Origin of the sequence: Ruegeria sp. ANG-R (assembly GCF_000813985.1) — a bacterium.
GTDB lineage: Bacteria > Pseudomonadota > Alphaproteobacteria > Rhodobacterales > Rhodobacteraceae > Ruegeria.
The window spans coordinates 411186-436427 of sequence record NZ_JWLJ01000001.1 but is presented as its reverse complement, the minus strand read 5'-3'; the positions used below and the strand labels follow the sequence as shown (position 1 = coordinate 436427).

General features: G+C 58.1%; 23 protein-coding genes. 5 read left to right on the top strand and 18 right to left on the bottom strand.

Features of this window, described 5'->3' with window-relative positions; genetic code table 11:
* Nucleotides 1–12 precede the first annotated feature (12 nt).
* From nusB to ribB, 3 genes are read right to left on the bottom strand one after another with little or no spacing between them, the layout of a single operon-like run.
* Entirely contained in the window at nucleotides 13–495 is a 483-nt protein-coding gene (nusB, locus tag RA27_RS02010) for a transcription antitermination factor NusB (protein WP_039534495.1), read from the bottom strand.
* Entirely contained in the window at nucleotides 492–1043 is a 552-nt protein-coding gene (locus tag RA27_RS02005; protein WP_039534493.1) for a 6,7-dimethyl-8-ribityllumazine synthase, read from the bottom strand. Before RA27_RS02005 ends, nusB begins: the two co-directional genes overlap by 4 nt.
* Nucleotides 1044–1045: 2 nt before the next feature.
* Nucleotides 1046–2167 (bottom strand): 3,4-dihydroxy-2-butanone-4-phosphate synthase, encoded by a 1122-nt coding sequence (ribB, locus tag RA27_RS02000; RefSeq protein WP_039534492.1) that lies wholly within the window; start codon nucleotides 2165–2167, stop codon nucleotides 1046–1048.
* Nucleotides 2168–2531: 364 nt separating this feature from the next.
* Between ribB and RA27_RS01995 the strand changes: the two genes are divergently transcribed.
* A complete protein-coding gene (locus tag RA27_RS01995; RefSeq protein WP_241483994.1) occupies nucleotides 2532–3521 on the top strand; it encodes a phosphatase PAP2 family protein in 990 nt (329 codons plus the stop codon).
* Nucleotides 3522–3524: 3 nt separating this feature from the next.
* On the opposite strand, the gene RA27_RS01990 is transcribed toward RA27_RS01995, so the two are convergent.
* Nucleotides 3525–4112, bottom strand: a complete 588-nt coding sequence (locus RA27_RS01990; protein WP_039534491.1) for a riboflavin synthase — start codon at nucleotides 4110–4112, stop codon at nucleotides 3525–3527.
* Between the two features lie 142 nt (nucleotides 4113–4254).
* On the opposite strand from RA27_RS01990, the gene RA27_RS01985 reads away from it, so the two are divergent.
* From RA27_RS01985 to RA27_RS01975, 3 genes are all read left to right on the top strand, one after another.
* Entirely contained in the window at nucleotides 4255–5562 is a 1308-nt protein-coding gene (locus tag RA27_RS01985) for a capsular biosynthesis protein (RefSeq protein WP_039534489.1), read from the top strand.
* A gap of 113 nt (nucleotides 5563–5675) precedes the next feature.
* A complete protein-coding gene (locus RA27_RS01980) occupies nucleotides 5676–6767 on the top strand; it encodes a polysaccharide biosynthesis/export family protein (RefSeq protein ID WP_241484028.1) in 1092 nt (363 codons plus the stop codon).
* A gap of 3 nt (nucleotides 6768–6770) precedes the next feature.
* Entirely contained in the window at nucleotides 6771–8768 is a 1998-nt protein-coding gene (locus RA27_RS01975; protein ID WP_039534478.1) for a capsular polysaccharide biosynthesis protein, read from the top strand.
* A 3-nt stretch (nucleotides 8769–8771) separates the two neighbouring features.
* On the opposite strand, the gene ribD is transcribed toward RA27_RS01975, so the two are convergent.
* The 6 genes from ribD to RA27_RS01945 all read right to left on the bottom strand — a co-directional run bounded on the left by ribD (nucleotide 8772) and on the right by RA27_RS01945 (nucleotide 12319).
* Complete coding sequence (ribD, locus tag RA27_RS01970; protein ID WP_082025012.1) at nucleotides 8772–9872, bottom strand: bifunctional diaminohydroxyphosphoribosylaminopyrimidine deaminase/5-amino-6-(5-phosphoribosylamino)uracil reductase RibD; 1101 nt, start codon at nucleotides 9870–9872, stop codon at nucleotides 8772–8774.
* Nucleotides 9869–10339: a transcriptional regulator NrdR gene (gene nrdR / locus RA27_RS01965; RefSeq protein ID WP_039534475.1), complete on the bottom strand. Its 471-nt coding sequence runs from the start codon at nucleotides 10337–10339 to the stop codon at nucleotides 9869–9871. Before nrdR ends, ribD begins: the two co-directional genes overlap by 4 nt.
* Before the next feature lie 119 nt (nucleotides 10340–10458).
* Nucleotides 10459–10869, bottom strand: a complete 411-nt coding sequence (locus tag RA27_RS01960; protein WP_039534473.1) for a secondary thiamine-phosphate synthase enzyme YjbQ — start codon at nucleotides 10867–10869, stop codon at nucleotides 10459–10461.
* A 6-nt stretch (nucleotides 10870–10875) separates the two neighbouring features.
* Nucleotides 10876–11271, bottom strand: a complete 396-nt coding sequence (locus RA27_RS23040; protein ID WP_052265137.1) for a hypothetical protein — start codon at nucleotides 11269–11271, stop codon at nucleotides 10876–10878.
* A 78-nt stretch (nucleotides 11272–11349) separates the two neighbouring features.
* A complete protein-coding gene (locus RA27_RS01950; protein ID WP_082025011.1) occupies nucleotides 11350–11904 on the bottom strand; it encodes a DUF4166 domain-containing protein in 555 nt (184 codons plus the stop codon).
* Entirely contained in the window at nucleotides 11894–12319 is a 426-nt protein-coding gene (locus RA27_RS01945) for a DCC1-like thiol-disulfide oxidoreductase family protein (RefSeq protein WP_039534471.1), read from the bottom strand. The genes RA27_RS01950 and RA27_RS01945 overlap by 11 nt, the downstream gene beginning before the upstream one ends.
* A gap of 340 nt (nucleotides 12320–12659) precedes the next feature.
* On the opposite strand from RA27_RS01945, the gene RA27_RS01940 reads away from it, so the two are divergent.
* Nucleotides 12660–13679 carry an AraC family transcriptional regulator gene (locus RA27_RS01940; RefSeq protein ID WP_039534470.1) on the top strand — a complete coding sequence of 340 codons (1020 nt, stop codon included), beginning with the start codon at nucleotides 12660–12662 and terminating at the stop codon, nucleotides 13677–13679.
* Between the two features lie 176 nt (nucleotides 13680–13855).
* Here RA27_RS01940 and rpoD read toward each other — a convergent pair whose 3' ends face one another.
* The 8 genes from rpoD to RA27_RS01900 all read right to left on the bottom strand — a co-directional run bounded on the left by rpoD (nucleotide 13856) and on the right by RA27_RS01900 (nucleotide 24987).
* Complete coding sequence (rpoD, locus tag RA27_RS01935) at nucleotides 13856–15844, bottom strand: RNA polymerase sigma factor RpoD (RefSeq protein ID WP_039534468.1); 1989 nt, start codon at nucleotides 15842–15844, stop codon at nucleotides 13856–13858.
* A gap of 114 nt (nucleotides 15845–15958) precedes the next feature.
* Entirely contained in the window at nucleotides 15959–17908 is a 1950-nt protein-coding gene (dnaG, locus tag RA27_RS01930; protein WP_039534466.1) for a DNA primase, read from the bottom strand.
* 78 nt (nucleotides 17909–17986) lie between these two features.
* Nucleotides 17987–18283: a hypothetical protein gene (locus RA27_RS01925; protein ID WP_039534464.1), complete on the bottom strand. Its 297-nt coding sequence runs from the start codon at nucleotides 18281–18283 to the stop codon at nucleotides 17987–17989.
* Nucleotides 18284–18317: 34 nt separating this feature from the next.
* Complete coding sequence (locus RA27_RS01920; RefSeq protein WP_039534460.1) at nucleotides 18318–18863, bottom strand: sarcosine oxidase subunit gamma family protein; 546 nt, start codon at nucleotides 18861–18863, stop codon at nucleotides 18318–18320.
* The gene (locus RA27_RS01915; protein WP_039534459.1) at nucleotides 18856–21789 is read right to left on the bottom strand and encodes a sarcosine oxidase subunit alpha family protein; all 2934 of its coding nucleotides are present in this window, start codon (nucleotides 21787–21789) and stop codon (nucleotides 18856–18858) included. Before RA27_RS01915 ends, RA27_RS01920 begins: the two co-directional genes overlap by 8 nt.
* Nucleotides 21786–22049 carry a sarcosine oxidase subunit delta gene (locus RA27_RS01910; RefSeq protein WP_039534456.1) on the bottom strand — a complete coding sequence of 88 codons (264 nt, stop codon included), beginning with the start codon at nucleotides 22047–22049 and terminating at the stop codon, nucleotides 21786–21788. The genes RA27_RS01915 and RA27_RS01910 overlap by 4 nt, the downstream gene beginning before the upstream one ends.
* A 55-nt stretch (nucleotides 22050–22104) precedes the next feature.
* The gene (locus tag RA27_RS01905; protein ID WP_039534453.1) at nucleotides 22105–23358 is read right to left on the bottom strand and encodes a sarcosine oxidase subunit beta family protein; all 1254 of its coding nucleotides are present in this window, start codon (nucleotides 23356–23358) and stop codon (nucleotides 22105–22107) included.
* 198 nt (nucleotides 23359–23556) lie between these two features.
* Nucleotides 23557–24987 carry a Glu/Leu/Phe/Val dehydrogenase gene (locus RA27_RS01900; protein WP_039534451.1) on the bottom strand — a complete coding sequence of 477 codons (1431 nt, stop codon included), beginning with the start codon at nucleotides 24985–24987 and terminating at the stop codon, nucleotides 23557–23559.
* Nucleotides 24988–25242: the final 255 nt, after the last annotated feature.

Here is a 25242-nt window from a genome sequence, read left to right as displayed (position 1 = left end):
CGGGTAAAGGCGTCAGAATGCCTCGGGCTTGGCCTCGCGCGCCATGTGGTCCAGCACGGCATTTACGAATTTCGACTCTTTTCCTTCGGGGAAAAAGGCGCGTGCAACATCGACGAATTCCGTGATGACAACCTTTGGCGGCGTGTCGCTTTGCGTCAGTTCGGCACCAGCGGCACGGAACAGCGCACGCAGCGTCGGATCGATGCGGGCGATGGGCCATTTCGCCACAAGTGCCCGGTCGGTCATCTGGTCAATCGGCGCCTGATAGTTCACCGCATCGTCGACGAGCGAGCGAAAAACCTTAATATCACCGTCCAGCATCTCTTCGCCTTCATAGACGGCGCCGAAACGGTGATCCAGAAACTCATTCACGACCTGTTCGGTTGTCTGACCGGACTGTTCCATTTGAAACAGCGCCTGCACAGCATAAAGCCGGGCGGCGGATTTCATCAGGCGTTTCTGGTTGGCCGGTTTCGGCGCGTCTGTCTGGGTCATGCTGTCGTGGGTCCGTTGCTGTCGCCCGCCACAAGGATGGACTCGGACGGTGGCTTAAAGCCCACGCCCTTTTTGGAAGAGCCCCACTTACGGCTGAGTGCGATCAGATGCAAGGCCGCAGCGGCTGCTCCGCCACCTTTATTCATCTTTTCGGGATTTGCGCGAACCTCGGCCTGATCGTCGTTTTCCACGGTCAGAATTCCATTGCCGATGAGAAGGCCCTGCAGACCCATCAGTTGAATCGCACGGCTAGAGTCGTTGCAGACCGTTTCATAATGCGTGGTTTCGCCCCGAATGACGCAGCCCAGCGCGACATATCCGTCGAAATTGCATTGACGGTCAGCCATCGCAATTGCCGTGGGAATTTCCAATGCGCCCGGAACCTCGACCACTTCACAGGTACCGCCTGCGGCTTCGATCTCGGCCTTTGCACCAGCGACCAAATTGTCAGCGATGGCGCGATAGAACGGAGCCACCACAATCAGCAGTTTCACCGGTTTGTCGAATGTCGGTGTCGGCAAAACGCCATGTTTGTCTTGTTCAGCCACGATCAGTCGTCCTTGAGAATGGATCGGGTTCCGACGATGGAAAGACCAAAGGCGTCGAGACCCAGATATTTCGTTTCCGGCGAGTCGGTGAGCAGCACCAGTTCCTGAATACCCATCTTGGACAGGATCTGCGCACCCAGACCGGTTTGCTTGATGGTGCGGGGGCCTTCGTCGTCAGCAGCGTACAAAGAGTTGCGAGGCTGACGGAACAGGCAGACCACACCACGGCCCTCTTCGGCGATCTTCTCCATCGCGCGCGGCAATTCACGCGAGGATTTCGGGCCGAGACCCAGAATATCCGGCGCCTCGTGCAGCGCATGGGTGCGGGTCAGCACCGGCTGGGGCGTCGTGATATCGCCCTTTATCATAACCACATGCTCGATGCCGTGAGTCTGATCGGTGAAGATACGCATCTCCCAGTCACCGCCATACTCTGACGTCACCACCTCGCGCGAGGTTTCGACAACCAGGTTATCGTTGCGCGAGCGGTACGTGATCAGATCACTGATCGTGCCGATCTTCATGTCATGCTCTTTGGCGAATTCCACCAGATCGGGCAGACGCGCCATTGTACCGTCCGGCTTCATGATCTCACAAATGACACCCGCAGGCTTTAACCCGGCCAGACGCGAGATATCCACGGCGGCCTCGGTATGGCCTGCACGCACCAGGACCCCACCCCGTTTGGCGCGCAACGGAAAGACATGGCCCGGGGTCGCGATATGCGCCATCGTATTCTGTTCGTTTATCGCCGTTGCCACTGTCAGCGCCCTGTCAGCCGCTGAAATTCCGGTCGACACACCTTCGCGCGCCTCGATCGAAACGGTAAAGGCGGTTTCATGGCGCGACGAATTATTCACAGCCATCATCGGCAGGCCCAGATGATCGATCCGCTCGGCCGTCATCGGCAGGCAGATCAACCCGCGCCCGTGGGTGGCCATGAAATTGATCGCTTCCGCGTCAGCAAACTCGGCCGCGATCACCAGATCACCCTCGTTCTCGCGATCTTCGTGATCGACAAGGATGTACATCCGACCTTTTCGGGCCTCTTCGATGATCTCTTCGATCGGGCTGATCGCTTCACGCAACTGTGCCTCGACCGGTCCGGGGGTTTCAAAGCTCATGGGGCAGCCTTTCGCAGAGCGGTTTGCAAGGCGGGATAGACCAGTCAGGGCGCAAAGACCAGACTGCAATCAGCACACGCAGGCTCAATCGCGCGACAAACCCCGATCAGGGCGTCGCCGATCCATTGCCCATGCGGCTTGAAGAATACTGGCGCCATACACTGTTTGTGATTGAAGGACGTTCAGCACCCCGAAAGGTATTTTGTCCACAAAAATGCCTCATTCAAGCCCCCGGATTGCCCAAGCTAACCTTCATTGAGAACCCGACATTCAAATCAAGTGATGAGATAGAACAGCTTTGTTATACTCGACAGATTTACCCCAACAAAAATCCTATTTCGCGGGTGTTGTCAGGCGGAACAGGTTGCTGCTTTCTATCGTGGCCTTGCATGTCGTCGGCGGTATTGCCGTAAGTATTTATACGGGCGGTTCTTTCTGGGCCTCTACTGCGCCAAAGATTCTGAGAGTCTTCACAACTTTGTCTGCATTTTTTGTTGCAAACTACTTCTTGTGGCGACTGTCCGTGGCCATCTTCAAGGTTAAGCCCGCAAAGCCTATCCACTGGATGCTTTCTGATTTGCGATCGATACTTTCGGATCGGGTAAAAACATCTGATGCGATTGTAGGTTTTCTGAGCCTTATCCCGTTAGTTGTCACGTTTTCTTATCTTAAGGACGAGATACCAAACGTGACCACGTACTCGTGGGACCCAATTTTTGCCGAATTGGACAGAGTTCTCCACGGCGGGCATGACGTCTGGACGCTGCTTTGGCCTGTATTGGGATCACCGTATGTCACGACCGCAATCAATGCGGCCTACAATTTATGGTTCGTCTTCATCTACATGGCTGTTTGCCTTGCCTGTATTGACCGCAGAGACCCGGACCGGAGTACAGTTTTTCTCGTTGCCTTCGCACTAAGCTGGGCCATTGGCGGCAACCTGCTGGCCATTGTTTTTGCCTCTGTGGGGCCGGTATATTATGAGGTCTTCGGGTTCGGAGACACGTTTGCACCACAAGTGGAGTTGCTTCATCAATCGCATCAGATCAGCCCGGTTTGGGCTCTGGAATGGCATCAACTCTTGCTTGACGGACACTTCAACGACGGCCCTGTTGGTGGTATCTCAGCGATGCCCAGCATGCACGTATGCAGCAGCGTTCTGCTGGCGCTGTATGGGTTTACCTATTCTCGCTGGCTTGGATGGGCGATGACAGCCTTTACCGCAATCATCGTGCTGGGATCGGTGCATCTTGCCTGGCATTATGCGGTTGATGGTTATGCATCGATCATACTCGCATTCGTCATTTGGTGGTTGTCCACGAAGCTGACAGCCAAGTTTGGCCCTTCCACCTGAGAATCAAGACATCTCCGCCAGTCGCGCAACATAACGGGCCAGAGTGTCGATCTCGAGGTTTACCCGATCTCCGACGACGACATCGCCCCAGGTGGTGACCTCTTTGGTATGCGGAATGAAGTTGATACCGAAATCACATCCATCCACATCGTTGACCGTCAGCGAAGTGCCATTCAACGCCACCGACCCTTTCGGTGCAATAAACCGGGCCAGATCGGCAGGTGCGCGCAAGGTCACCCGGGTGCTGTCGCCTTCGTCGATCACAGCGACCACCTCGGCCACGCCGTCGACATGGCCGGAGACGATGTGCCCTCCCAACTCGTCGCCGACCTTCAGGGCACGCTCCAGATTAACGCGCTTGCCGACCAGCCAGCGGTCCAGATTGGTTTTCGAAACCGTCTCGGCGCTGATCTGTACATCATACCAGTCATCGCCCAGCGCAATGACGGTCAGGCAGACACCATCGCTCGCGATCGAAGCGCCGATATCGATGCCCGCCGTCTCGTAACCGGTCCTGATCCGCGCCCGCAGGTCGCCCTGCTGGTCCAACTCGGTAACGGTGCCAATATCGGTGACGATCCCTGTGAACATTTCATCAACCCTCTGAGCCTAATTTCAACAGCCGAGGTAAAGGCCCACAGCCCAACCGGCAAGCCCTGCCTTGCCGCGAAACGGACAAACGGGCATAATTTTATTCAAACGCACCACATGGCCACCAAAACGAGCAGACTGCATGGTAGTTTCAACCGCTTGCCCTGATCGGCGTGTGTTCCTGTTCTTGCAGGGACCGCATGGCCCGTTCTTCAACGCGCTGGGCAGAATGTTGCGCGCAGCGGGGACTCAGGTCTGGCGGGTTGGTTTCAATGCAGGCGATCAGGCGTTCTGGAGCGACAAGACCAGCTATATCCCATACCTGGACGCACCCGAGGACTGGTCGAGAGCATTTAGTGATTTGGTGACCCGCTATGGCGTGACCGATATCGTACTCTATGGCGATACCCGGCCCATCCACGCGCACGCGATTCAAATAGCCAAGACGCGCGGAATCACTGTTCACGTTTTTGAAGAAGGGTATCTGCGCCCCTGGTGGGTGACGTATGAACGCAACGGGTCGAACGGAAACTCGCGTCTGATGGAACTGGATGTTGCACAGATACAGACAGCCCTGGCGCAATCCGGAGGGCACACCCCTCCGCCACCGTCCCATTGGGGGGATATGCGCCAGCACATCTTTTATGGCGCGCTATACCATTGGTTCGTATTGTTTCTGAATCGCCGGTACCGGAATTTCAGACCGCATCGCGAGCTCGCCGTTTCAAAAGAGTTTCGTCTGTATTTCAGACGCTTGGCTCTGATGCCGATTCACAGATTGCAGCGCAGTTGGGCCACCGCGCAGGTCAGGTGGGGCGGCTTTCCCTATCACCTCGTGTTGCTGCAATTGGGCCACGACAGTTCGGTCCAGTCCCACTCGGACTTTTCCTGCATGACCCAGTTTCTCGAGCAGGTCATTGCGGGATTCGCCAAAGGCGCCCCTGCGCATCACCACCTCGTGATCAAGGAACATCCGCTCGAAAACCACCGTGAGCCGCTGCGTAAGCGGGTTCGCCAGATCGCCAGCCATCACGGTATAAAAAGCCGTGTTCACTATGTTCCCGGCGGCAAGCTGGCCAAACTGCTCGACGATGCGAAATCTGCCGTCACCGTCAACTCCACGGCGGGCCAACAGGTTCTCTGGCGCGGCATTCCTTTGCGAATTTTCGGACGCGCAGTCTATGACAAGTCAGAGTTTGTGTCGCAGCAAACGATTGAGGCGTTCTTTGCGCGGCCCAACCCTCCGGACAGCGCGGCCTACCGGGCATATCGTCAGTTTCTGTTGGAAACCTGCCAGGTACCGGGAGGTTTCTATTCGCGCCGAGGGCGCCGTCAATTGTTGCGGCGTACTGCGGATATGATGCTGCTGGCTCAGGACCCCTATGAAGGGCTCCTTGAGAACAAAGAGGCCGTGACGCCACAGTTGCATCTTGTCGAACGCTCTGGATAAACCTGTCGCTGGAAGTTTTAGAACGAACCGAGTAATCTCTCCGAAACAAAGACGACTGAGGTAAATCGGCAGTGCAGCGCTTTCCTACCCGATGGATACGGGGGGTTTCCCTTGTGGTGACCCTTGGCCTGCTGGCGGCGTGCCAGCTTCCCAAATCCGGACCGAACAAAACTGAAATTCTGGCCGGTTCGGTCGAGAACGGGGGCAACGCCTTTGTGGTCGAGGTTGACGACCGCGTCGCTCGTGCCACTTCGGTGATCCCTCAATTCGGTTTCTCGCAGTCCTTCCGCGGCGCGCAAAGCGTCGCGTCAGACACTGTACGGCCCGGGGATGTTCTGAACCTCAGAATCTGGGAAAACGTCGAAGACGGCCTGCTGACCTCTGATGGCGGCGGCGCCACCGTTCTGGACCAGGTACAGGTCGATAGCGACGGGTACATTTTCGTACCCTATGCAGGGCGCCTGCGTGCGGCTGGCAATACGCCCGAGCAACTGCGCACCCTTATTTCCTCCAAACTGGAAGAGCAGACACCTGACCCTCAGGTTCAGGTGACCCGGACCCCCGGTGACGGCTCGACCGTATCCCTGACCGGAACCATCGGTGCACCGGGGATATATCCGATCGAACGCCCGACCGGCACATTGTCGACCATGCTTGCGCAGGCAGGTGGCGTATCCGTTGCCACGGATATTGCTTTGGTCACCGTAATCCGCGGCAAGCAGAAGGGCACGATCTGGTACGACGATCTGTTCCGCAATCCGGAAACCGATATCGCCCTGCGCGGCGGTGACCGTATTCTGGTCGAAGAGGATAGCCGCTCGTATATCGCGCTGGGTTCGACTGGCGGGCAATCCCGTGTCGCGTTCGAAAGTCAGGATCTATCGGCACTTGAGGCGCTGGCGCAGGTTGGTGGCCTTCAATCGCTATCCTCAGACCCAACCGGTATTTTCGTGTTGCGCAAAGAGAGACAGGACATCGCCCGCAATGTCATGGGGCGCCCGGAACTGAAGGGCGATCAGCGCATGATCTATCTTCTGAACCTGACCGCGCCCAACGGCCTGTTCGTCGCCCGTGATTTCGTGATCCGCGACGATGACACGATCTATGTGACCGAAGCCCCATATGCACAGTGGAGCAAATCCGTCTCGCTGATCGCAGGAGGTCTCACGCCATTTGCGAATGTGGCGACGCTTACGGGTAACTGATGAATGTTCTCTGAACCGGAGAAGATGGCCGGGGGCGAACGCTCCCGGCTTTTTGTTTACAATGGCGGTTTCCTGACGCAGCGGCGGGTGCGCCGCATTCTGTCTTTGGCCGGGTACGATATCCGGCTTGGCCTGCCGAAATCCGACGATCTGGTTGGCGTCTGGGGAAACAGCCCCACGGCCTATCGCGGCTTGAACATCGCGCAGAGACACAATGTTCCTGTATTGAAGGTCGAAGATGCGTTTCTGAGGTCCTTGCACCCCGGTCGAAGTGGCGAGGCACCGATGGGTTTGCTGCTGGACCGGTCCGGTTTGCATTTTGATCCAAGCACACCTTCGGATCTGGAAACACTGCTGGCCACACATCCCCTCGACGACACCGCCCTGCTGGACCGGGCGCGCGGTGCAATTGCCCGCGTACATGAACTGCATCTGAGCAAGTATTCAGCGTTTGACCTCAACCTGCCGCCTCCCGATCCCGGTTACGTGCTGGTGATCGATCAGACGCAGGGCGATGCCGCCGTCACCGCAAGCAACGGTGATTATGCGCGGTTCCGCGAAATGCTGGTCATCGCCCAGGAGGAAAACCCCGGCGCGCGTATCATCATAAAAAGCCACCCTGAAACTGTCGCAGGGCATCGAAAGGGATATTTCTCTGATCAGGATCTGAACGATCGCGTGTCCGTTCTGGACAGCCCGATCAGCCCGTGGTCCCTGCTCGAGGGTGCCGTAGGTGTCTACACCCTTTCCTCGCAAATGGGGTTCGAGGCCATACTGGCCGGGCACAAGCCCCGCGTATTCGGGCACCCCTTCTATGCCGGGTGGGGGCTTACGCAGGACGAGGCTCTCCTGCCCCGCCGACAACGCAATCTCACCCGGGCGCAGCTTTTTGCAGCAGCGATGATCTTGTACCCGAACTGGTACGATCCATACCACGACCGTCTGTGCGATCTGGAAACCGTACTGAATACGCTTGAGGCGCAAACCCGCGCCTGGCGGCAGGATCACAAAGGTTGGACCGCCTCGGGAATGCGGGTGTGGAAGCGCCGCCATCTGCAGCGCATATTCGGGAAACATGGCAAGCTGCGTTTCGTGACCGAGCAGCCGGAAAGTAAGAAACAACCCCATATGGTTTGGGCCAGCCGATCCGGTGATACGCTGAATGCAACCCGTGTCGAGGACGGCTTTCTGCGCTCACGCGGGTTGGGCGCCGAACTTGTGCCTCCACTTTCATTGGTGACCGACGATATCGGCATCTACTACGATCCCACGCACCCCAGCCGTCTGGAGGAATGGATCACCACCCGCGAAACCTTGCGCCCAGACCAAAAGCTCCGGGCTAAGCGGCTGACAGCACGGCTGCTGTCCGAAGGTCTGAGCAAGTACAACATCGGCCATCCTGCCCCTGACTTGCCGACGGGTCATCGTGTTCTGGTGCCGGGTCAGGTTGAAGATGATGCCTCGATCCGGCTTGGAACAAGCAATATTCGTACCAATCTCGATCTGTTGCGTGCGGCGCGCGAAGCCAATCCCAACGCTGTGTTGATCTATAAACCGCACCCGGATGTCGAAGCCGGGCTACGCGACGGCAAGATCGAAACTGATCTGGCCGATATCGTTGTCGAAGGCACCGATCCGGCCACCCTGCTGGCGCAAGTGGATGAGGTCTGGACGATGACTTCTTTGCTCGGGTTCGAGGCATTGTTGCGCGGCGTTCGGGTCACGACGCTGGGCGCGCCGTTTTATGCCGGATGGGGCCTGACAACCGATCTGGGCGCGGTCCCTGCGCGACGTGGCGCGCGGCCTTCGCTGATGGGGCTGGTACATGCCACTCTGATCGACTATCCGCGCTATTTCGATCCGATCACCGGGCAGGTCTGCCCGGTCGAAATCGCCGTTGAACGTCTCGCACAGGGCACACAAGCCCCCACCGGACCTTTAAATCGCATTCTCTCCAAACTGCAGGGCAGACTGGCGACACATGCCCATTGGTGGCGCTGAATTTTAGTGCGTAGTCCGGCTCCAGCGGTGCAGAATGTCGCCGCCAATTGCACGCGTCTCGATCAGATCGAACCGAGGTGCCGTGTCCAGAGTCTCAAGCGCAAGCGCCCCGACGGCCGAAAGGCCTTCTGCCCCGATCGCCACCCCCGCTGTAAAGCCAACCAACTCGTCCACCAGATCGCCTGCAAGCAAGGACGCAGCCAACGAAGACCCGCCTTCACAAAAAACGCGCGTCAGGCCCGCCTGCCCCAGTTGATGCAACAGATCCGCCGCATCGACGTGATGACCGTCGAGCGCGCAGGGGATCAGACGGGCCCCCAGACCTTCCCAGGCGCGGGCGCGCTCGGGGTCGGGGTGTGGCCCGTGGCAGAGCCAGACAGATATTTCCGACGCCGTTCGTGCAAGATGCCCCATCAACGGAAGGTCCATATGGCGGGATACCACCACGCGAACAGGCTGATGCTGCACACCCAGATCACGCACCGTCAGCGAAGGATCATCAATCCGCGCGGTCCCCGCCCCGACCATGACCGCGTCATGGCTGGCACGCATAGTATGCACCGCACGCCGGGCATCTGGGCCAGTGATCCACTGGCTGTGACCGGTCTCGGTCGCGATACGACCATCAAAGCTGCTGGCCAGTTTCAGGGTCACAAAAGGACGACCCTGCTCGGTTTTCAGAAAGAACCCCGCGTGATCGCGTGCCGCCTGTTCCGCCAGAACACCCGTGGTGACCTCAATCCCGGCCTCGCGCAACATGGCAAACCCCTGCCCGGCGACGCGTGGATCGCTGTCTTCTATCGCCGAAACGACCCGGGCAACACCGGCTGCAATAAGAGCTTCAGCGCAGGGTGGCGTTTTCCCGTGATGGGAACAGGGTTCAAGCGAAACATAGGCTGTGGCACCCCGTGCCGCCGCGCCCGCCTGCGCAAGAGCTTCGGGTTCAGCATGTGGACGGCCACCGGGCTGCGTCCAGCCACGACCGATTATGCGCCCATCGCGCACAACGACGCATCCGACCGACGGGTTCGGCCAGCACGTGCCTTGGCCGCGCCGCCCCAATGAAAGGGCAAGCGCCATAAATCGCTTATCTGTTTCGCTCACTCGTCCGTCGAAGGCTGCGGCGGGCGCAATTCGTGGACAAACTCCTCGAAATCATCGGCCGCCTGGAAATTCTTGTACACACTCGCAAAGCGAACATATGCGACCGTGTCGATCCGGGCCAGCGCTTCCATGACGATTTCACCGATTTTGTTCGAAGGGATGTCGGTCTCTCCCATGCTTTCCAGGCGCCGCACAATGCCGGAGATCATCTGATCGATCCGGTCCGGATCAATGGGTCGTTTCTGCATCGAAATGCGGATCGAGCGCTCAAGCTTGTCGCGATCAAAATCTTCACGTTTACCGTTGGTCTTTATCACAACCAGATCGCGCAGTTGCACACGTTCATAAGTGGTAAAACGCCCACCGCAGGCTGGGCAAAACCGTCGCCGACGGATCGCGACGTGATCCTCTGCCGGGCGAGAATCTTTGACCTGAGTATCGATATTTCCGCAAAACGGGCAGCGCATCCGCCGTCTCCTCGTCCCTAGGTGGCCTCTTTTTGTAAGCGCTTTGGCTTACTTATCCACAACTATAGGACACCCGCTAGGATTTGGGTAGTCGGAATTTATTACCCCAACATAAAGCGTCAGGCAAAATGCGCTGCAACCTTTCTAACATGCGGAGCAGTACGATGTTCGAACAGGTAAATGCCCTGCCATGTGCCCAGCGCGGGTTTCCCGCCAACCACGGGTATCGATAGCGAAACAGGCATCATCGCAGCCTTGATATGGGCCGGCATGTCGTCCGGCCCCTCATAGGTGTGACGCAGATAAGACATCGAAGGATGATCCGAGGGCGGTACAAGCCGATCAAAGAAGGCCCGCAGATCGGTCTGGACCTCGGGATCGGCATTTTCCTGAATCAGCAAAGAACAGGAAGTATGTCGCACAAAGAGGGTCAGAAGCCCGTCCGAAACTGGCTGCAGCCAGGCACGAACGGGTGAGGTAAACTCATAGAGCCCCAAACCTTGGGTCCGGATTGTGAATTCGGTCTGCACGGCGCGTTATCTAAGAACCAGATTGCGACCGCAACGGCCGTTCGCGCCCTGAACCGACATACTGTCGCCCGGTCGAAATCCAGCTGAGATACTGCTCTGCTGATCGGCATTGGCAGGTGCTTTCAGGGTAAACTGCACGGCCGTCCTCCGCCCTGTCGTCACGCTCGGGCCATAGCCACGCAAGACATAGATTCGCTGGTGCCAGCCTGCGCCCAGGGTGCGGCGGGCATAGTCAGCTGCAGCGCACCAGTATCCGTCGATATCCTGACGCGCCCTTGGAATGACCTCAAATTCAGTGCCGCTCATCGCTTCGGTTTGATACCCGTTGGGCGCGGCATCGAGTATATCCGGAGAACCGGTCATGACCAGCAGCATAAATACGCATGAGATAATTTGTTTCATCGTAACCGTCTTCCTGTTTCCACCTGAAATATAGTCTAGCGCGCGGCAATCGTCAGTACAGTGAAGCTAACAATCATGTCACCCCAGCGAGCGCTGCGTGTGATCAGGTGCCAGCCAACCCCGATAGCGGATCAAAAGCCCAATTCCCGGTAGTCGGGCCGAAATGTCGAACCGAAACCGGGATTGCGCGTCCTCGGACTCGGTCGACGCCGAACGCGGCAGCAGAATGCGGGGGCATGGAATTCCAAACAGACAGAGACGGCGGATTTCGATGGCCAGCCCCGTTTCAGTTGGAACCGGCTGCAGCCAGATCGTCAGCCCGCCGATCTTTTCCCGCACACAGTCACGTGTCTGATCGAAACTGACGCGTGAGAGAGTGCGATGGCCCGAGAAGTCACGATCCCAAACCCAATATGCCTCGGCCCTGCGGATATTGAGAGTAACCGGCAAGTCGTCTCCACCCGGCGGAAACCGACCTATGCGCAGCGCCAAAGCGATCAGCGGCCCCCGCCCCCGGGTTATGCTGCACCGCCCGGTGTAGCAGCCCTCTCTGCTGTGCAGGTCCCTGACCGATCCGGGCAGACCCGCATCCGTGCCCAGTGCTTGCAGGAATGGGTCGCCCTCAGAATCCATCTGGCACAAACCGCGACCTGAGCGAAGCATCAGGAATCAAACATGTCTCATGACGTCCGAACAACGCGTACCGATTTCGGGCAATGGCTTGATATAACGGATTTTTCAGGAACGGCGGCAAGAAACGACAAAGCGACAGGACCGGCCACGCCCCGGGCAATGCCTGCATCGCAGCGGCAAATGCGTCGAGTTTTTGATATACTTTGCCGCCCACGATAACCAGATTGGTTTCAAACTCCCTGGTTGGTAGTTTCAGGCAGGAATAAAGATGCTGCCCCAACGGCGACTGGGCGGTTGCAAAACGAAATCTCTCATCCCGATCATGGCGCAGCATGAACTGAAAGAACCCCGAACACAGCACGCATTCGCCGTCAAAAACGATCAGATCTGTATCGGGGTCAATAAAGTCAGTCACAGGAGTTCAAAGGGTTGCAACCAGATTGTGCCGATGCTGACACGTTGGGTGGTCCGCAGCAATGCGACATGACAGACCAACCAAACATATAAGGGTGACGTGCCGGGGAACCCGTTGAAACGGCTTGGTGGACCGTTCTCCCAGGCTCTGACCTTATCCCCGAAAGGTACTGACCCGACAACGCCGGTAATCTATGCCTTGACCCACGTGCGGTCTTGGCAAATTCGGCCATATCCGTGCGAATTGCAGACAAATCCCGGATGTCGGCCCGAACGCTGGCGCATCGCCATAGTTTGACGTTAGGTTGATCGGATTACGGGAATGAGTTTTGGGCAAGACCATGGACGTTGATACTTCGCGCATTCAACTGCTGATGCGAACGCTCGCACAGCGCGCTGACCCGAATGTGGTGAACGCAGTTCTGAAAGACAGCGAATTGTCCCGCGCCGACACAGAACCACCGGCTACGCGTTACAGCGCCTATAAAGAAGCACTGTTTGTCCGTCACGCCTGCGATGCGCTTGGCGATATCACCTTTGGCGCACGCGCAGGTTTGGAGTTCAGTTCGTCCTCCAGCGTGACGGCCTATATCAGTAAGTACTCTCGCGACTTGAAGCAGGTCATGGAAAATACCGCGCGGTTTCACGGGATTATCGACCCTGCCCTGGCCTTCAGCCTGCGTGTATCGGGTAACGCTGCCTCACTGGAAGCAGAGTGGAAGGATTCGGGGTTTTCCCGTTTCCATCGGCGAACCGAGTTCCTGCTGTTTGCGGCTATCGCCCGAATGCGGGCTCTGACGCAGCTAAAACTGCATCCAATCGAAATGCGGTTTCAGCACAGCGTTGGACAACACGCAGACACATTTCAGAAGATCGGAGGGTTCCCGGTGACCTTCGGGGCCGAACGGCTGGAGATCATTCTGTCGCTGCCCTCGCTCGAGATACCGATCCCAACCTATGACCCCAGTCTGCGTGCGCATCTGCTGGAGTATGGCGAACGTCTTCTGGCCGAAAGAACCTCGCCAACCCAGAAAACCCGGGCACAGATCGAAGGTTTGATTACCCGATCAATGCCCGGAGGTATCGTTCAGGCGGACGAAGCCGCCGCGCAGCTTGGTCTCAGCGCCCGCACGCTGGCGCGCCGTCTGGCAGATGAGGGCACCACTTATCGTGAGATCGTCGAGGATTTGCGATCTGATCTGGCGCAGACATTCATCAAGAACGGTATGAACCTTTCCGAGATTTCATATTCGCTGGGCTATTCCGATCAGGCCGCCTTTTCCACAGCCTTCAAACGCTGGACGGGCCAGGCCCCCAGCACTTTCCGCAAGCGCGTTTCTCATCCGCTCTCGCAAGGATGAAAGTGGCCGGGGGTCATCAGCGTGACCGCCTCGCCCCGGCCTGTCCATGAGTGGACAGCCGCGATATAGAGACGCCTGCAAGGGTGCCCTTGTGTTTTCTCGCCAAATTGAATTGAAGTTTGGACAACGTGAGCGGTTCAAAGAAAAGGCGCCTCGGATGAGACGCCTTTTTTGCTTTATTGATCCAGGAAGGACCGCAATTTCCGTGACCGGCTGGGATGTTTCAGCTTCCGCAGCGCCTTCGCCTCAATCTGGCGGATACGCTCGCGGGTCACGCTGAACTGCTGACCGACTTCTTCCAGCGTGTGGTCGGTGTTCATACCGATGCCAAAGCGCATCCGCAGAACCCGTTCCTCTCGCGGGGTGAGCGATGCCAGAACCCGTGTGGTGGTTTCCTTGAGGTTTTCCTGAATGGCGCTGTCCAGCGGCAGCACGGCATTCTTGTCCTCGATGAAATCACCCAGCTGGCTATCTTCCTCATCGCCGATTGGCGTCTCAAGGCTGATCGGCTCTTTGGCGATTTTCATCACCTTACGAACTTTCTCAAGCGGCATCTGCAGCTTTTCTGCCAGTTCTTCCGGTGTCGGCTCTCGGCCGATCTCGTGAAGCATCTGGCGCCCGGTCCGGACCAGCTTGTTGATCGTCTCGATCATATGCACCGGAATACGGATTGTGCGTGCCTGATCCGCAATCGAGCGTGTGATCGCCTGACGAATCCACCAGGTCGCATAGGTCGAGAACTTGTAACCACGGCGGTATTCGAACTTGTCCACCGCCTTCATCAGGCCGATGTTACCTTCCTGAATAAGATCAAGGAATTGCAAGCCACGGTTCGTGTACTTTTTGGCGATCGAGATCACCAGACGCAGGTTGGCTTCGACCATTTCCTTCTTGGCTTGCCGCGCCTCTTTCTCACCCTTTTGAACCTGCTGCACGATGCGGCGAAATTCAGGGATGTCGAGACCGACATATTGACCGACCTGAGCCATGTCGTTGCGCAGTTCCTCAACCTTCTCGGTCGAGCGTTCAATGAACATCTGCCAGCCCCGGCCCGGCTTTTCCGCCATCTCGGCCAGCCAGTTCGGGTCCAACTCGCGGCCACGATAGGCATCGATGAACTCGCGACGGTTAATGCGGGCCTGGTCGGCCAGTTTCACCATCGCGCTGTCCAGCGACATGATGCGACGGTTGATACCGTAAAGCTGGTCGATCAGTGCTTCGATCCGGTTATTGTGCAGGTGAAGGCCATTCACCAGTTCAACAATTTCAGCACGCAGTTTCTGATAGGTTTCCTCGTCCTTGGCGCTGAAAGTGCCATCTTCGTTCAACGTCGCTGAAATCCGGCTGTCCTGCATCTCGGACAGCATCGCAAAATCGGTCGAGATACGTTCCAGCGTGGTCAGCACCTGATCCTTCAGTGCCGCTTCCATCGCGGCGAGCGACATGTTGGCCTGATCGTCTTCGTCGTCATCATCATCGCTGGCAATCGGGTTGCCGTCAGCATCCAGCTCCGGCCCCGTATCCTTTTCAGGTTTGGCCGCCTGCACGTTGGATGTGTTGACGACGGGCTCCTCCACGTCACCATCTTCATCCAGTTGGTTGCCGAATGTCGTTTCAAGGTCAATGACATCGCGCAACAGGATGTCTTCGCTCAGCAATTCGTCGTGCCAGATGGTGATCGCCTGGAAGGTCAACGGGCTTTCGCACAGGCCCGCGATCATTGTATTCCTGCCAGCCTCGATCCGTTTGGCGATGGCAATCTCGCCCTCACGACTCAGCAGCTCGACGCTGCCCATCTCGCGCAGATACATACGCACCGGGTCGTCGGTACGGTCCAGCTTTTCGGTCTGCGCACCGGCCAGCGCAACTTCGCGAGGCCCGTCTGTCGTCACCAGTTCGGTCGAGCCCTTGTTCTCTTCTTCTTCGGCCTCTTCATCTTCGATGATATTGATGCCCATCTCGGACAGCATCGACATCACGTCCTCGATCTGTTCCGAACTGACCTGATCAGGCGGCAAAACCTGATTAAGCTGGTCGTAGGTGATGTAACCTTTCTCGCGGGCCTCGGCGATCATCTTCTTGACCTGGGCCTGGCTCATGTCCAGCGAGATTTCCTGTTCCTGCTCGTCGGATTTGCGGTCTTCGTTCGTATCCTTGGCGGCCATTCAATGCTCCTGCAGGGATGGGTGATTCGTTTGCACCGAATCATTAGCGCGTAGAAGTGATTCGGCCACCCGTTTACCCGTTTTTCTTTTCCAGTGCCTTACGAAAACACCACTTTAGCGGCGTTTCCTCTCAAAATTGATGCCGGACATGATTGCCTCAAACGCGTCTTTCTCGTCGCGGTTGATTCGCGCGCCGTTGTCGGCGACGTCAAAAAGGGCCTTGTCCTCGTTCTGGCTGCGGCTCGTGCGGTTGCGCTCTTCGGCGGCCTGAGCCAGCCGGTACGTCAACGCCTCATCGGCCAGATCGGACAGTTCCTCTGCAGCCTCAGCAATCTCGGCATCCAACCCCCGGAGCGCTTTGATCTTTGCGAGTTCCTCGGCCAGTGTCATCTCGGCCTTTTCGACGTCGCCTGGTTTGAACACACAGGGGATGACAGCCACATGGCGAAGGGCCAGCAGGTTTTCAAGGGGCTCGGGTCCCAAAGTTTGCATGATGTGGTCTTGCAAGTTTTCAGGATCATCGATTGCGTGACGCAGGATCGCCCCGCGCAGGGCCGCGTGATCGGGATCGTGGCAATCCATCTCCTCAAGTTGATGCTCGAATTGCACGACAACCTGCGGATTCAGAATGACAATTGCCAGGATGGCCGCTTCCCGCAATTGAATATCCGCGTTCTCGGACGACGCCAGAAACGACGCGCGAGCACCCGGCGTGGCCGGTTGAGCCTGCGGCTGCCATTTTCCGCGTGGCGGCCATTGGCGATTGGAAGATTGTCGCTGCGGCCGAAACAATTTCCAGCGCAGGTCCTTAATTTCCTGCCCGTAATGTGACCGGATCGAGGGATCACGGATCAGCTTGATTTTCTCGCGCAGGGATTTATCCAGCGCAGCCTTGCGTTCGGGGCTGTCGAACACCTTGTCCTCGGTCTCACGCTGCCACAGCAGTTTGACCATCGGGATCGCGGCATCGAGAACGGCCTGCACCGCCCCCGGTCCCTCGGCACGCAACAGGTCATCGGGGTCCTTGCCCTCGGGCATCAGGGCAAAGCGCAGAGACTTGCCAGCTTCCAGCAGTGGCAACGCCAGATCGACCGCTCGCATCGCCGCACGCAGGCCCGCCGTATCGCCATCCAGAGCGATGATCGGTTCGTCTGAAATGCGCCAGAGGAGCTGCAGCTGATGTTCTGTAATCGCCGTGCCCAGAGGCGCAACAGACGCCCCGAATCCGGCCTCGGCCAGCGCGATGACGTCCATATACCCCTCGGCCACGATCAGAGGCTGCCCCTTGCCTGCCACCTGTCGTGCGGGACCGTGATTATAGAGACTGCGGCCCTTGTCGAACAACTCTGTCTCGGGTGAGTTGAGGTATTTGGCGTTGTCATTCGGGTCCATCGCCCGGCCGCCGAAGGCAATGCAGCGCCCCCGCGCATCGCGGATCGGGTACATGATCCGGTTGCGGAATGTATCATAGGGCTTCTTGCCCTTGTTTGAAGGCTTGGCCAGACCCGCGCCAAGGATCAACTCCTCAGCCACGTTCTTACCGGTCAGGTGATCCCACAGCGACTGCCAGCCATCAGGAGCAAAACCGATCTCCCAACGATCCAATGCCTGTGCGTTCAAGCCCCGGCGGGTCAGATAATCGCGTGCCGCGCCCCCTGCCCCGGTCTTGAGTTGCAAACGGAAGAACTGAACCGCCTGCTCCATGACATCGGCCAGTTGCGACCGCCGGTCCTGTTTTTCCTGCGCCTTTGGATCACGCGCGGGCATCGGCATCCCGGCTTCACGCGCCAAAATCTCAACCGCTTCGATGAACGAGACATTCTCGGTCTCTTTCACGAAGCTGATCGCATCCCCTTTGGCGTGACAACCGAAGCAGTAATAGAATCCCTTTTGATCATCGACATGGAACGAGGCGGTCTTTTCATGATGGAACGGGCATGGCGCCCACATATCACCCTTGCCCTGATTGGACTTGCGCTGATCCCACATGACCTTACGCCCGACAACCTGAGACAGGCTGAGGCGAGTGCGCAGTTCATCCAGAAAACCGGGGGGCAATGACATGGACCAAACTTGCCAGAAATGAAAACGCGCGCCAAGGGGAGGGCGCGCTTATCCACAGCGAATTAACGTAACTGTGGATTACTGCTGCATACACAGTTCCAGCCAGGCTGCGCCAAGGTCCTTTTTGCGAACGTCGCGCATCTTCTGTTCATAAACCCAAGGCGCGATCAACGGGATTGCCGCATTGTAGTTCTCGGGCCATGTCGGACCACTGTCAGCCACTGCCTGCGCCACATCGCGTTCCTTGACCCGGTCAAGGCGTGCTTTCTGTATAGCTGCAACAACGTCAGCCTGATACTTGCAGCTTTGTTCTTTGGTTTCCTGTGCTACCACTGGCGTGGCGAACAGCGCCGCAACGATGGCGATACGCAACATGGGGGCCTCCCGGATTCGTTTCTTTCAGCGCAGCTTACCCGCGCGCGGCGACGCCTTCCATCGCCCTTCTCAAATCGTGAACCAAAGTCTTAGCCATGGATCGGAAAACCATGATCTGAAAAGCATTTTCACCAACCCGCGTGATTGATGCGGTCATGTGAAACAGAGGCGTTCGGGCGGTGTGGCCTCGCTTGAAATGGCTGCTTCGCAGATCGACGGGTACGACCCGCGCGAGCACATCTTCCACCCCGGCTCCTTCCAGCCGTACCACTGTCCATGCATCTGATTGATCCACGACGACAGCGTGCTCCATCAAAGCAACATCCGGCACCGGCCCGATCAGCATCGCATGTGCGGGACCGAACCAGACCGCCCGCGCACCCGCCTTTCCTGTTGCCCGGTTGGCCGACGGACACGCCATCCCATGCGCCGCCTTCAAAACGTCGGACAGCGCTTTTTGCTTACCCTTGAGGGGCGAGATCGAGTGAATCGTCACCGCTTCCTCTTCGCTGAGCGTCACAGACCCGACTGTCAAAGGCAGCAGCCCGTCACAAGGCGTTTTAGCAACCAGTTTATCCACGAACGCGCCCTCCCTCAGGGTCAAAGAAGACAGGATTCACCACCTCGCACAGGGTCGTTACGCCGCGCAGATGGTCGACCATTTTCACGACTTCTCCGTACCTGTCCGGCCCATCCGCAAGGAACCCCACACCGAGCATCGTTTCCAGCGTGGGCGAGTAGCAGACCGAGGTCACATACCCCTGATCATTGGTACGCACAGGCTCGGCCTCTTCTTTATAAAGATGTGCACCGGCCAACAGCTCTCGGCTTTCACCGATCGGTTTCAACCCGACCAGCCGTTCGCGCCCCGGTTCTTCCAGACCGGGACGTTCGGACATCGTCTTACCGATGCAATCCTTCTTCTGAGAGACCATCCGACCCATGCCGATGTCATACGCGGTCGTCCGTCCGTGTATCTCGGAGTGTGTAATAAAGCCCTTTTCGATCCGCAGAACGTTCAGTGCCTCCATCCCGTAAAGCCCGCCGCCCAGCGCCTCGGCTTTTTTGGTCAGAATATCGAACAGGCTGGCGCCGTAACGAGCGGGCACGGCAATCTCATATGCGTGCTCACCCGAAAACGAGATGCGGAACAGGCGACCCTGCACCCCAAGCACCGAGATCGGACCACAGGCCATGAAAGGCCAGCTTTCGTCGTCAATGGGTGTGTCCAGCAGATCGTTCAACAACTCACGCGACTTCGGGCCGGCGACGGCAAATTGCGCCCATTGCTCGGTCACCGAGGTGAACGACACATCGAGATCGGGGCGCAGACCCTGGTGAACAAACTCCAGATGTTTCATCACCTCCCCCGCCGCGGCGGTGGTCGTCGTCATCAGGTAGTGCGTCTCCCCCAGCCGCGCGGTGGTGCCGTCGTCCATAACGAACCCATCCTCGCGCAGCATGAGACCATACCGTGTTCGACCCACTTTCAATGTCGAGAACATGTTTGTGTAGACGAAATCCAGAAACGCTCCGGCATCCGGGCCCTGAATGTCGATCTTCCCTAAGGTCGAGACGTCACACACGCCAACCGTCTGACGCACCATATTGACCTCTCGGTCACAGGATTGACGCCATGTGGTTTCTCCATCCTTCGGGAAATAACTGGGACGGTACCAGAGACCGGCCTCAATCATCGGCGCCTTTCGCGCAGCCGTTGCCTTGTGCGAGGTGGTGAACCGTTGAGGCTTGAAGCCAGCCCCTTCGGCCCCCGCACCCAGCGCCGCAATCGCAATGGGCGCATAAGGCGGTCGAAACGTCGTCGTGCCGGTCTCGGGAATACCTCTTCCAGTGGCATCCGCCAGAACCGCCAGCGCGGCCACGTTCGAGTTCTTGCCCTGATCGGTGGCCATCCCCTGAGTGGTATAGCGCTTCACATGCTCGACCGATCGGAAGTTTTCAGTGGCGGCCTGTTTGACGTCTTTCACCGTGACATCGTTCTGGAAATCCAGCCACGCGCGGCCCTTGCCGGGCACGGCCCAAAGCTGAGAGATAACGTATGGCGTATCCTCAGCCTCGGGCACCGCGACCTTGGGTGCTTTCAGTCCCAACTCACTTAAAGAGCTCTCCGCCGCGCTGATCCCCTCGTGCAGGCAGGCGAAGGTCGAGAACGATCCGTTGCAGGCGCCAGCCGTGATCATGCCCGGCACCGCATCCGGTGTGGGGACAAATGCCTCAATCTCGCGTCGCCAGGTCGGGCGGCCATTCATGTGGCATGTCAGATGGACCGAAGGGTTCCACCCCCCCGTCATCGCGAGACAATCGGTGTGAATCCTGTCCTCTCCGCTGGCCCTGCGGACCGTGATCGCCTCCAAGCCTTTTCGACCGGCAGTCCCACAGACCTGCGCCCCACGCAGCACCTCATAGTCATCGGACAAAGGCGCATCATGGCGGCTGTCGATCACCGCCGCGACGTGAACACCTGCATCCAGCAAATCGCGCGCGGTGCGGTGAATGTCATCGGTGTTGCCGAAAATCGTCACGTTCCGGCCCGGCCTGACACCCCATCGGTTCAAATAGGCCCGCACCGCGCCAGCGGTCATGATGCCAGGCCGGTCATTGTTGCGAAACGCGACTGGGCGCTCCAACGCACCTGCCGCCAGTACGGAACGCTTGGCAACGATCCGCCAGTAGGTCTCAAGCGGCGCCCCGTTAGGGCGTCGGTCGGTGTGGTGCAAAACCCGTTCGAGCGCCGCAAAAGTACCCTGATCATAGGCACCTGCGACGGTTGTCCGCGTCATGATGCGAACATTGTCCATCGACGCCAACTCGGCCAGCACCTCGTCAACCCAGACCGGACCCGGCTTTCCGTCCACTTCGTAGCTTTCGGCCAGCAGACGCCCACCGACGCGGCTGTTTTCGTCCGCCAGAATAACATCCGCCCCGGCGCGGCCCGCAACCAGCGCGGCCATCAGTCCGGCGGGTCCTGCGCCGATAATCAACAGATCACAAAAGGCATACGCGCTTTCGTACTTGTCGGGATTGTCCTGCCCCGACAGCGCCCCCAGCCCTGCCGCACGCCGGATGACGGGTTCATAGAGCTTCTCCCAGAAGCTCTTCGGCCACATGAAGGTCTTGTAATAGAAACCCGCACCCAGAAACGGCGCAGCCAGATCGTTAATCCCCATCACGTCGAAATTCAGGCTCGGCCAGCGGTTCTGGCTGTGCGCATCCAGCCCCGGGTAAATCTCTTGCATCGTGGCGCGAACATTTGGTTCCTGCGCAGCCCCGGCCCCGACGGTCACCAGCGCATTCGGCTCTTCACTGCCCGCAGTCAGGACGCCCCGCGGCCGGTGATATTTAAACGAGCGCCCCATCAGCCGTACACCGTTTGCTAGCAGGGCCGACGCCAGCGTATCGCCCGAATAGCCGCTATAGCCGACACCATCGAACACGAACGGAATCGATTGCGTGCGATCGATCAGGCCTTTTCCATCAATCCTCATTCTTGTGCCTCCGACGCCAGTTGCACGTCGATCATCTCGTGCGTCATGGTGTTTCGCGTGACCACGATCCATGCGCCACAACCGCCTTCGTGATACCAAAGCTCTCGGGTCGGCCCCGCCGGGTTCTCACGTTGATAGACGAAGTCATCCCACGCAGCCTCATCGGCATCCGGAGCCGGACGGTCCAGATCGACAGCCGCGCCGCGATAATAAAACTCGCGCCGATCCCGTTCGCCGCAATACGGACAGGTGATCCTCATACCCGCACCCCCTGCTCTATCATTCCAAGAAAGTTCAATCCCGACATTGCCACCCTCAATGCAGATTGTGTTGAGAGCCTTTGCCCTCTTCATCGATGATCCCGCGCCCCGTACGGAAACGGTCCAGTCGGAACCCGGTGGCATTTTCGTGATACCGGTCGGTTGCGATCAGATGCGCGAACACGTTGCCAGAGCCCGGCACCGCCTTGAACCCGCCGTAGTTCCAGCCGCAGTTCAGATAGAGCCCCTCGATATCCGTTTTGTCGATGATCGGTGATCCATCCGGCGACATATCCATGATCCCGCCCCAGGATCGCAGGACCCGGGCCTTACCGATCATCGGCATCAGGGCCATCCCGGCCTCCATCACGCTTTCGACCGTGGGCAGGTTACCCCGCGCCGCATATGAGGCGTAGAAATCCAGATCGCCGCCAAAGACCAGACCGCCCTTGTCCGACTGGCTGATATAGAAATGCCCCATGCCAAAGGTCACCACATGATCAATGCAGGGTTTCAATCCTTCGGTCACAAAAGCCTGCAACACATGGCTTTCAATCGGTAGGCGCATTTCGGCCATCGCAGCCACCTGCCCTGACCGTCCCGCAGCGACCATCGCCACCTTCTTGGCCCGGATCGGCCCGCGCGAAGTCTGAACTCCGCGCACGGCACCGTTTTCGATATCAATGCCGGTCACTTCGCAATTCTGGATCAGATCAACACCGCGCTGATCCGCCCCGCGCGCATACCCCCAGGCCACGGCATCGTGTCGCGCCGTCCCTCCGCGTGGGTGATAGAGCCCGCCATAGAGTGGGAAGCGCAGGTCATCGAAGTTCAGATAGGGCACCATCTTCTTCAGTTCGTCACGATTGAGAAGGATGGCATCGTCCCCCTGGCTGATCATCATGTTGCCGCGCCGCGCCGCCGCGTCCCGCTGCCCATCTGAATGGAACAGGTTGATGATCCCACGCTGAGAATGCATGACGTTGTAGTTCAGGTCTTCTTCAAGACCCTCCCACAACTTCAGCGAATGAGAATAAAACTCGGAATTGCCCTGCAAAAAGTAATTCGCGCGCACGATGGTTGTGTTGCGCCCTATGTTGCCGCCACCGATATAGCCCTTTTCCAGAACCGCGATGTTGGTCAGGCCATATTCCTTGGCAAGATAATAAGCCGTGCTCAACCCATGACCGCCGCCACCGATAATCACGATGTCATATTCGGATTTAGGCTCGGGCTCGCGCCAGTGCGGCGTCCAGCCCTTATTGCCGGTCAGGCCCTCTTTCAGGACACGTAAGCCGGAGAAACGCATTCAGACCTCCCTGCAGGTATGTCGGCATCAAACCAACTTCACCTAGCAGTAACAATGTCGGAATCCGGTTCCACTGCTGTTTTCGACGAAAACTTGTCGCTGGGCGACCAATCCGTCCGCGCTGGCGACTTTTGTCGAAACGAAAAGCAGCCAACCCGAAGGCTGGCCGCTTTCAACGTTTATGGCGCTTGCAGGTGCTCAGAGGCCCTTGGCGCGATAACTTTTCGAGACCCGGTCGATCGCAACGATATAGGCCGCAGTGCGCAGATCGTCGACATCGGCGCGATCATGCCAAACTTCGCTCATCGACTGGTAAGCAATCCGCATCGTATCATCGAGGCCCGAACGCACGAGTTCCAGTTCATCCGCGCCCTTAAGGTACTTGGCTTTGAAATCCGGAGACATCGACCAGGCGTCACCCAGGTACCGATCCAGCCGCTGCAATTCACTGACGATCAACTCATGCCGGGCCTCTTCCTGACGGCGTTGCATCCGGCCAAAACGGATGTGGCTGAGGTTCTTGACCCACTCGAAGTAGGACACTGTCACACCGCCCGCGTTTGCATACATATCGGGAATGATCACCGTGCCCTTCTTGCGCAATATCTCATCCGCACCCGCCGTCACCGGCCCATTGGCGGCCTCGATAATCAGCGGCGCCTTGATCCGTTCGGCGTTGGACAGATTGATCACCCCCTCCAGCGCCGCCGGGATCAAGATGTCACACTCTGCTTCAAGCACGGTGCCACCCTCGGCTGAATGCGTCGCATCGGGATAGTCTTTCACCCCGCCATGCTTGACGATCCATTGCCGCACGGCCTCGACGTCGATGCCGTCGGGGTTATACAACGCGCCATCCCATTCGATGATGCCGACCACGCGTGACCCGTCTTCTTCGCTAAGGAACTTGGCCGCGTGATAGCCCACGTTGCCCAACCCCTGCACGACAACGCGCTTACCGTCCAGCGTGCCTGACAAGCTTGCCTTTTTGACGTCTTCCGGGTTCCGGAAAAACTCGCGCAGCGCATACTGAATACCACGCCCGGTGGCTTCGACCCTGCCCGCGATACCGCCGGCATTCAGCGGCTTACCCGTCACACAGGCCCGCGCGTTGATATCCGTCGTATTCATTCGTGCGTATTGGTCGGCCATCCACGCCATCTCGCGTTCGCCGGTGCCCATGTCGGGCGCGGGGACGTTTTGAGAGGGATTGATCAGATCGCGCTTGGCCAGTTCATAAGCGAAACGGCGGGTGATCTGCTCCATCTCGTGTTCTTCGTATTGGCGCGGATCGATACACAACCCGCCTTTCGAGCCCCCGAAAGGCGCCTCGACCAGAGCGCACTTGTATGTCATCAGCGCAGCAAGCGCCTCAACCTCATCCTGATTCACCGCAAGGGCATAACGGATACCGCCCTTCACGGGCTCCATATGCTCCGAGTGAACCGAGCGATAGCCGGTAAACGTGTGAATCTGCCCCCTCAGTCGAACACCGAAGCGGACGGTGTAGGTGGCGTTACAAACCCGTATCTTCTCTTCCAGCCCCGGCGGCAGGTCCATCAGAGACGCGGCCCTGTTGAACATCAAATCAACACTCTCACGAAAGCTCGGTTCTTTAGTGGCGGTCATAAAATCCTCCGTGCCGGTAGGTGACATACGTCATGACGTTTTGTCGCACCGCTGATGATTTACCGCAATCAGTAACTGCACTTATTTTCATCATTTTGTTAACGCCGCCCATCCATTCCTTCGGTGAGTCGGTCGTTAACAAAAAGCCGCAGGATTGTTCCGATACGGGAAACAAACTCACCGAGATTGCCTAAACTAAAGCTGAAACTCGTTAAAAACGAGCGGCATAGCACCCACTACGCCCAAATCTCGCCA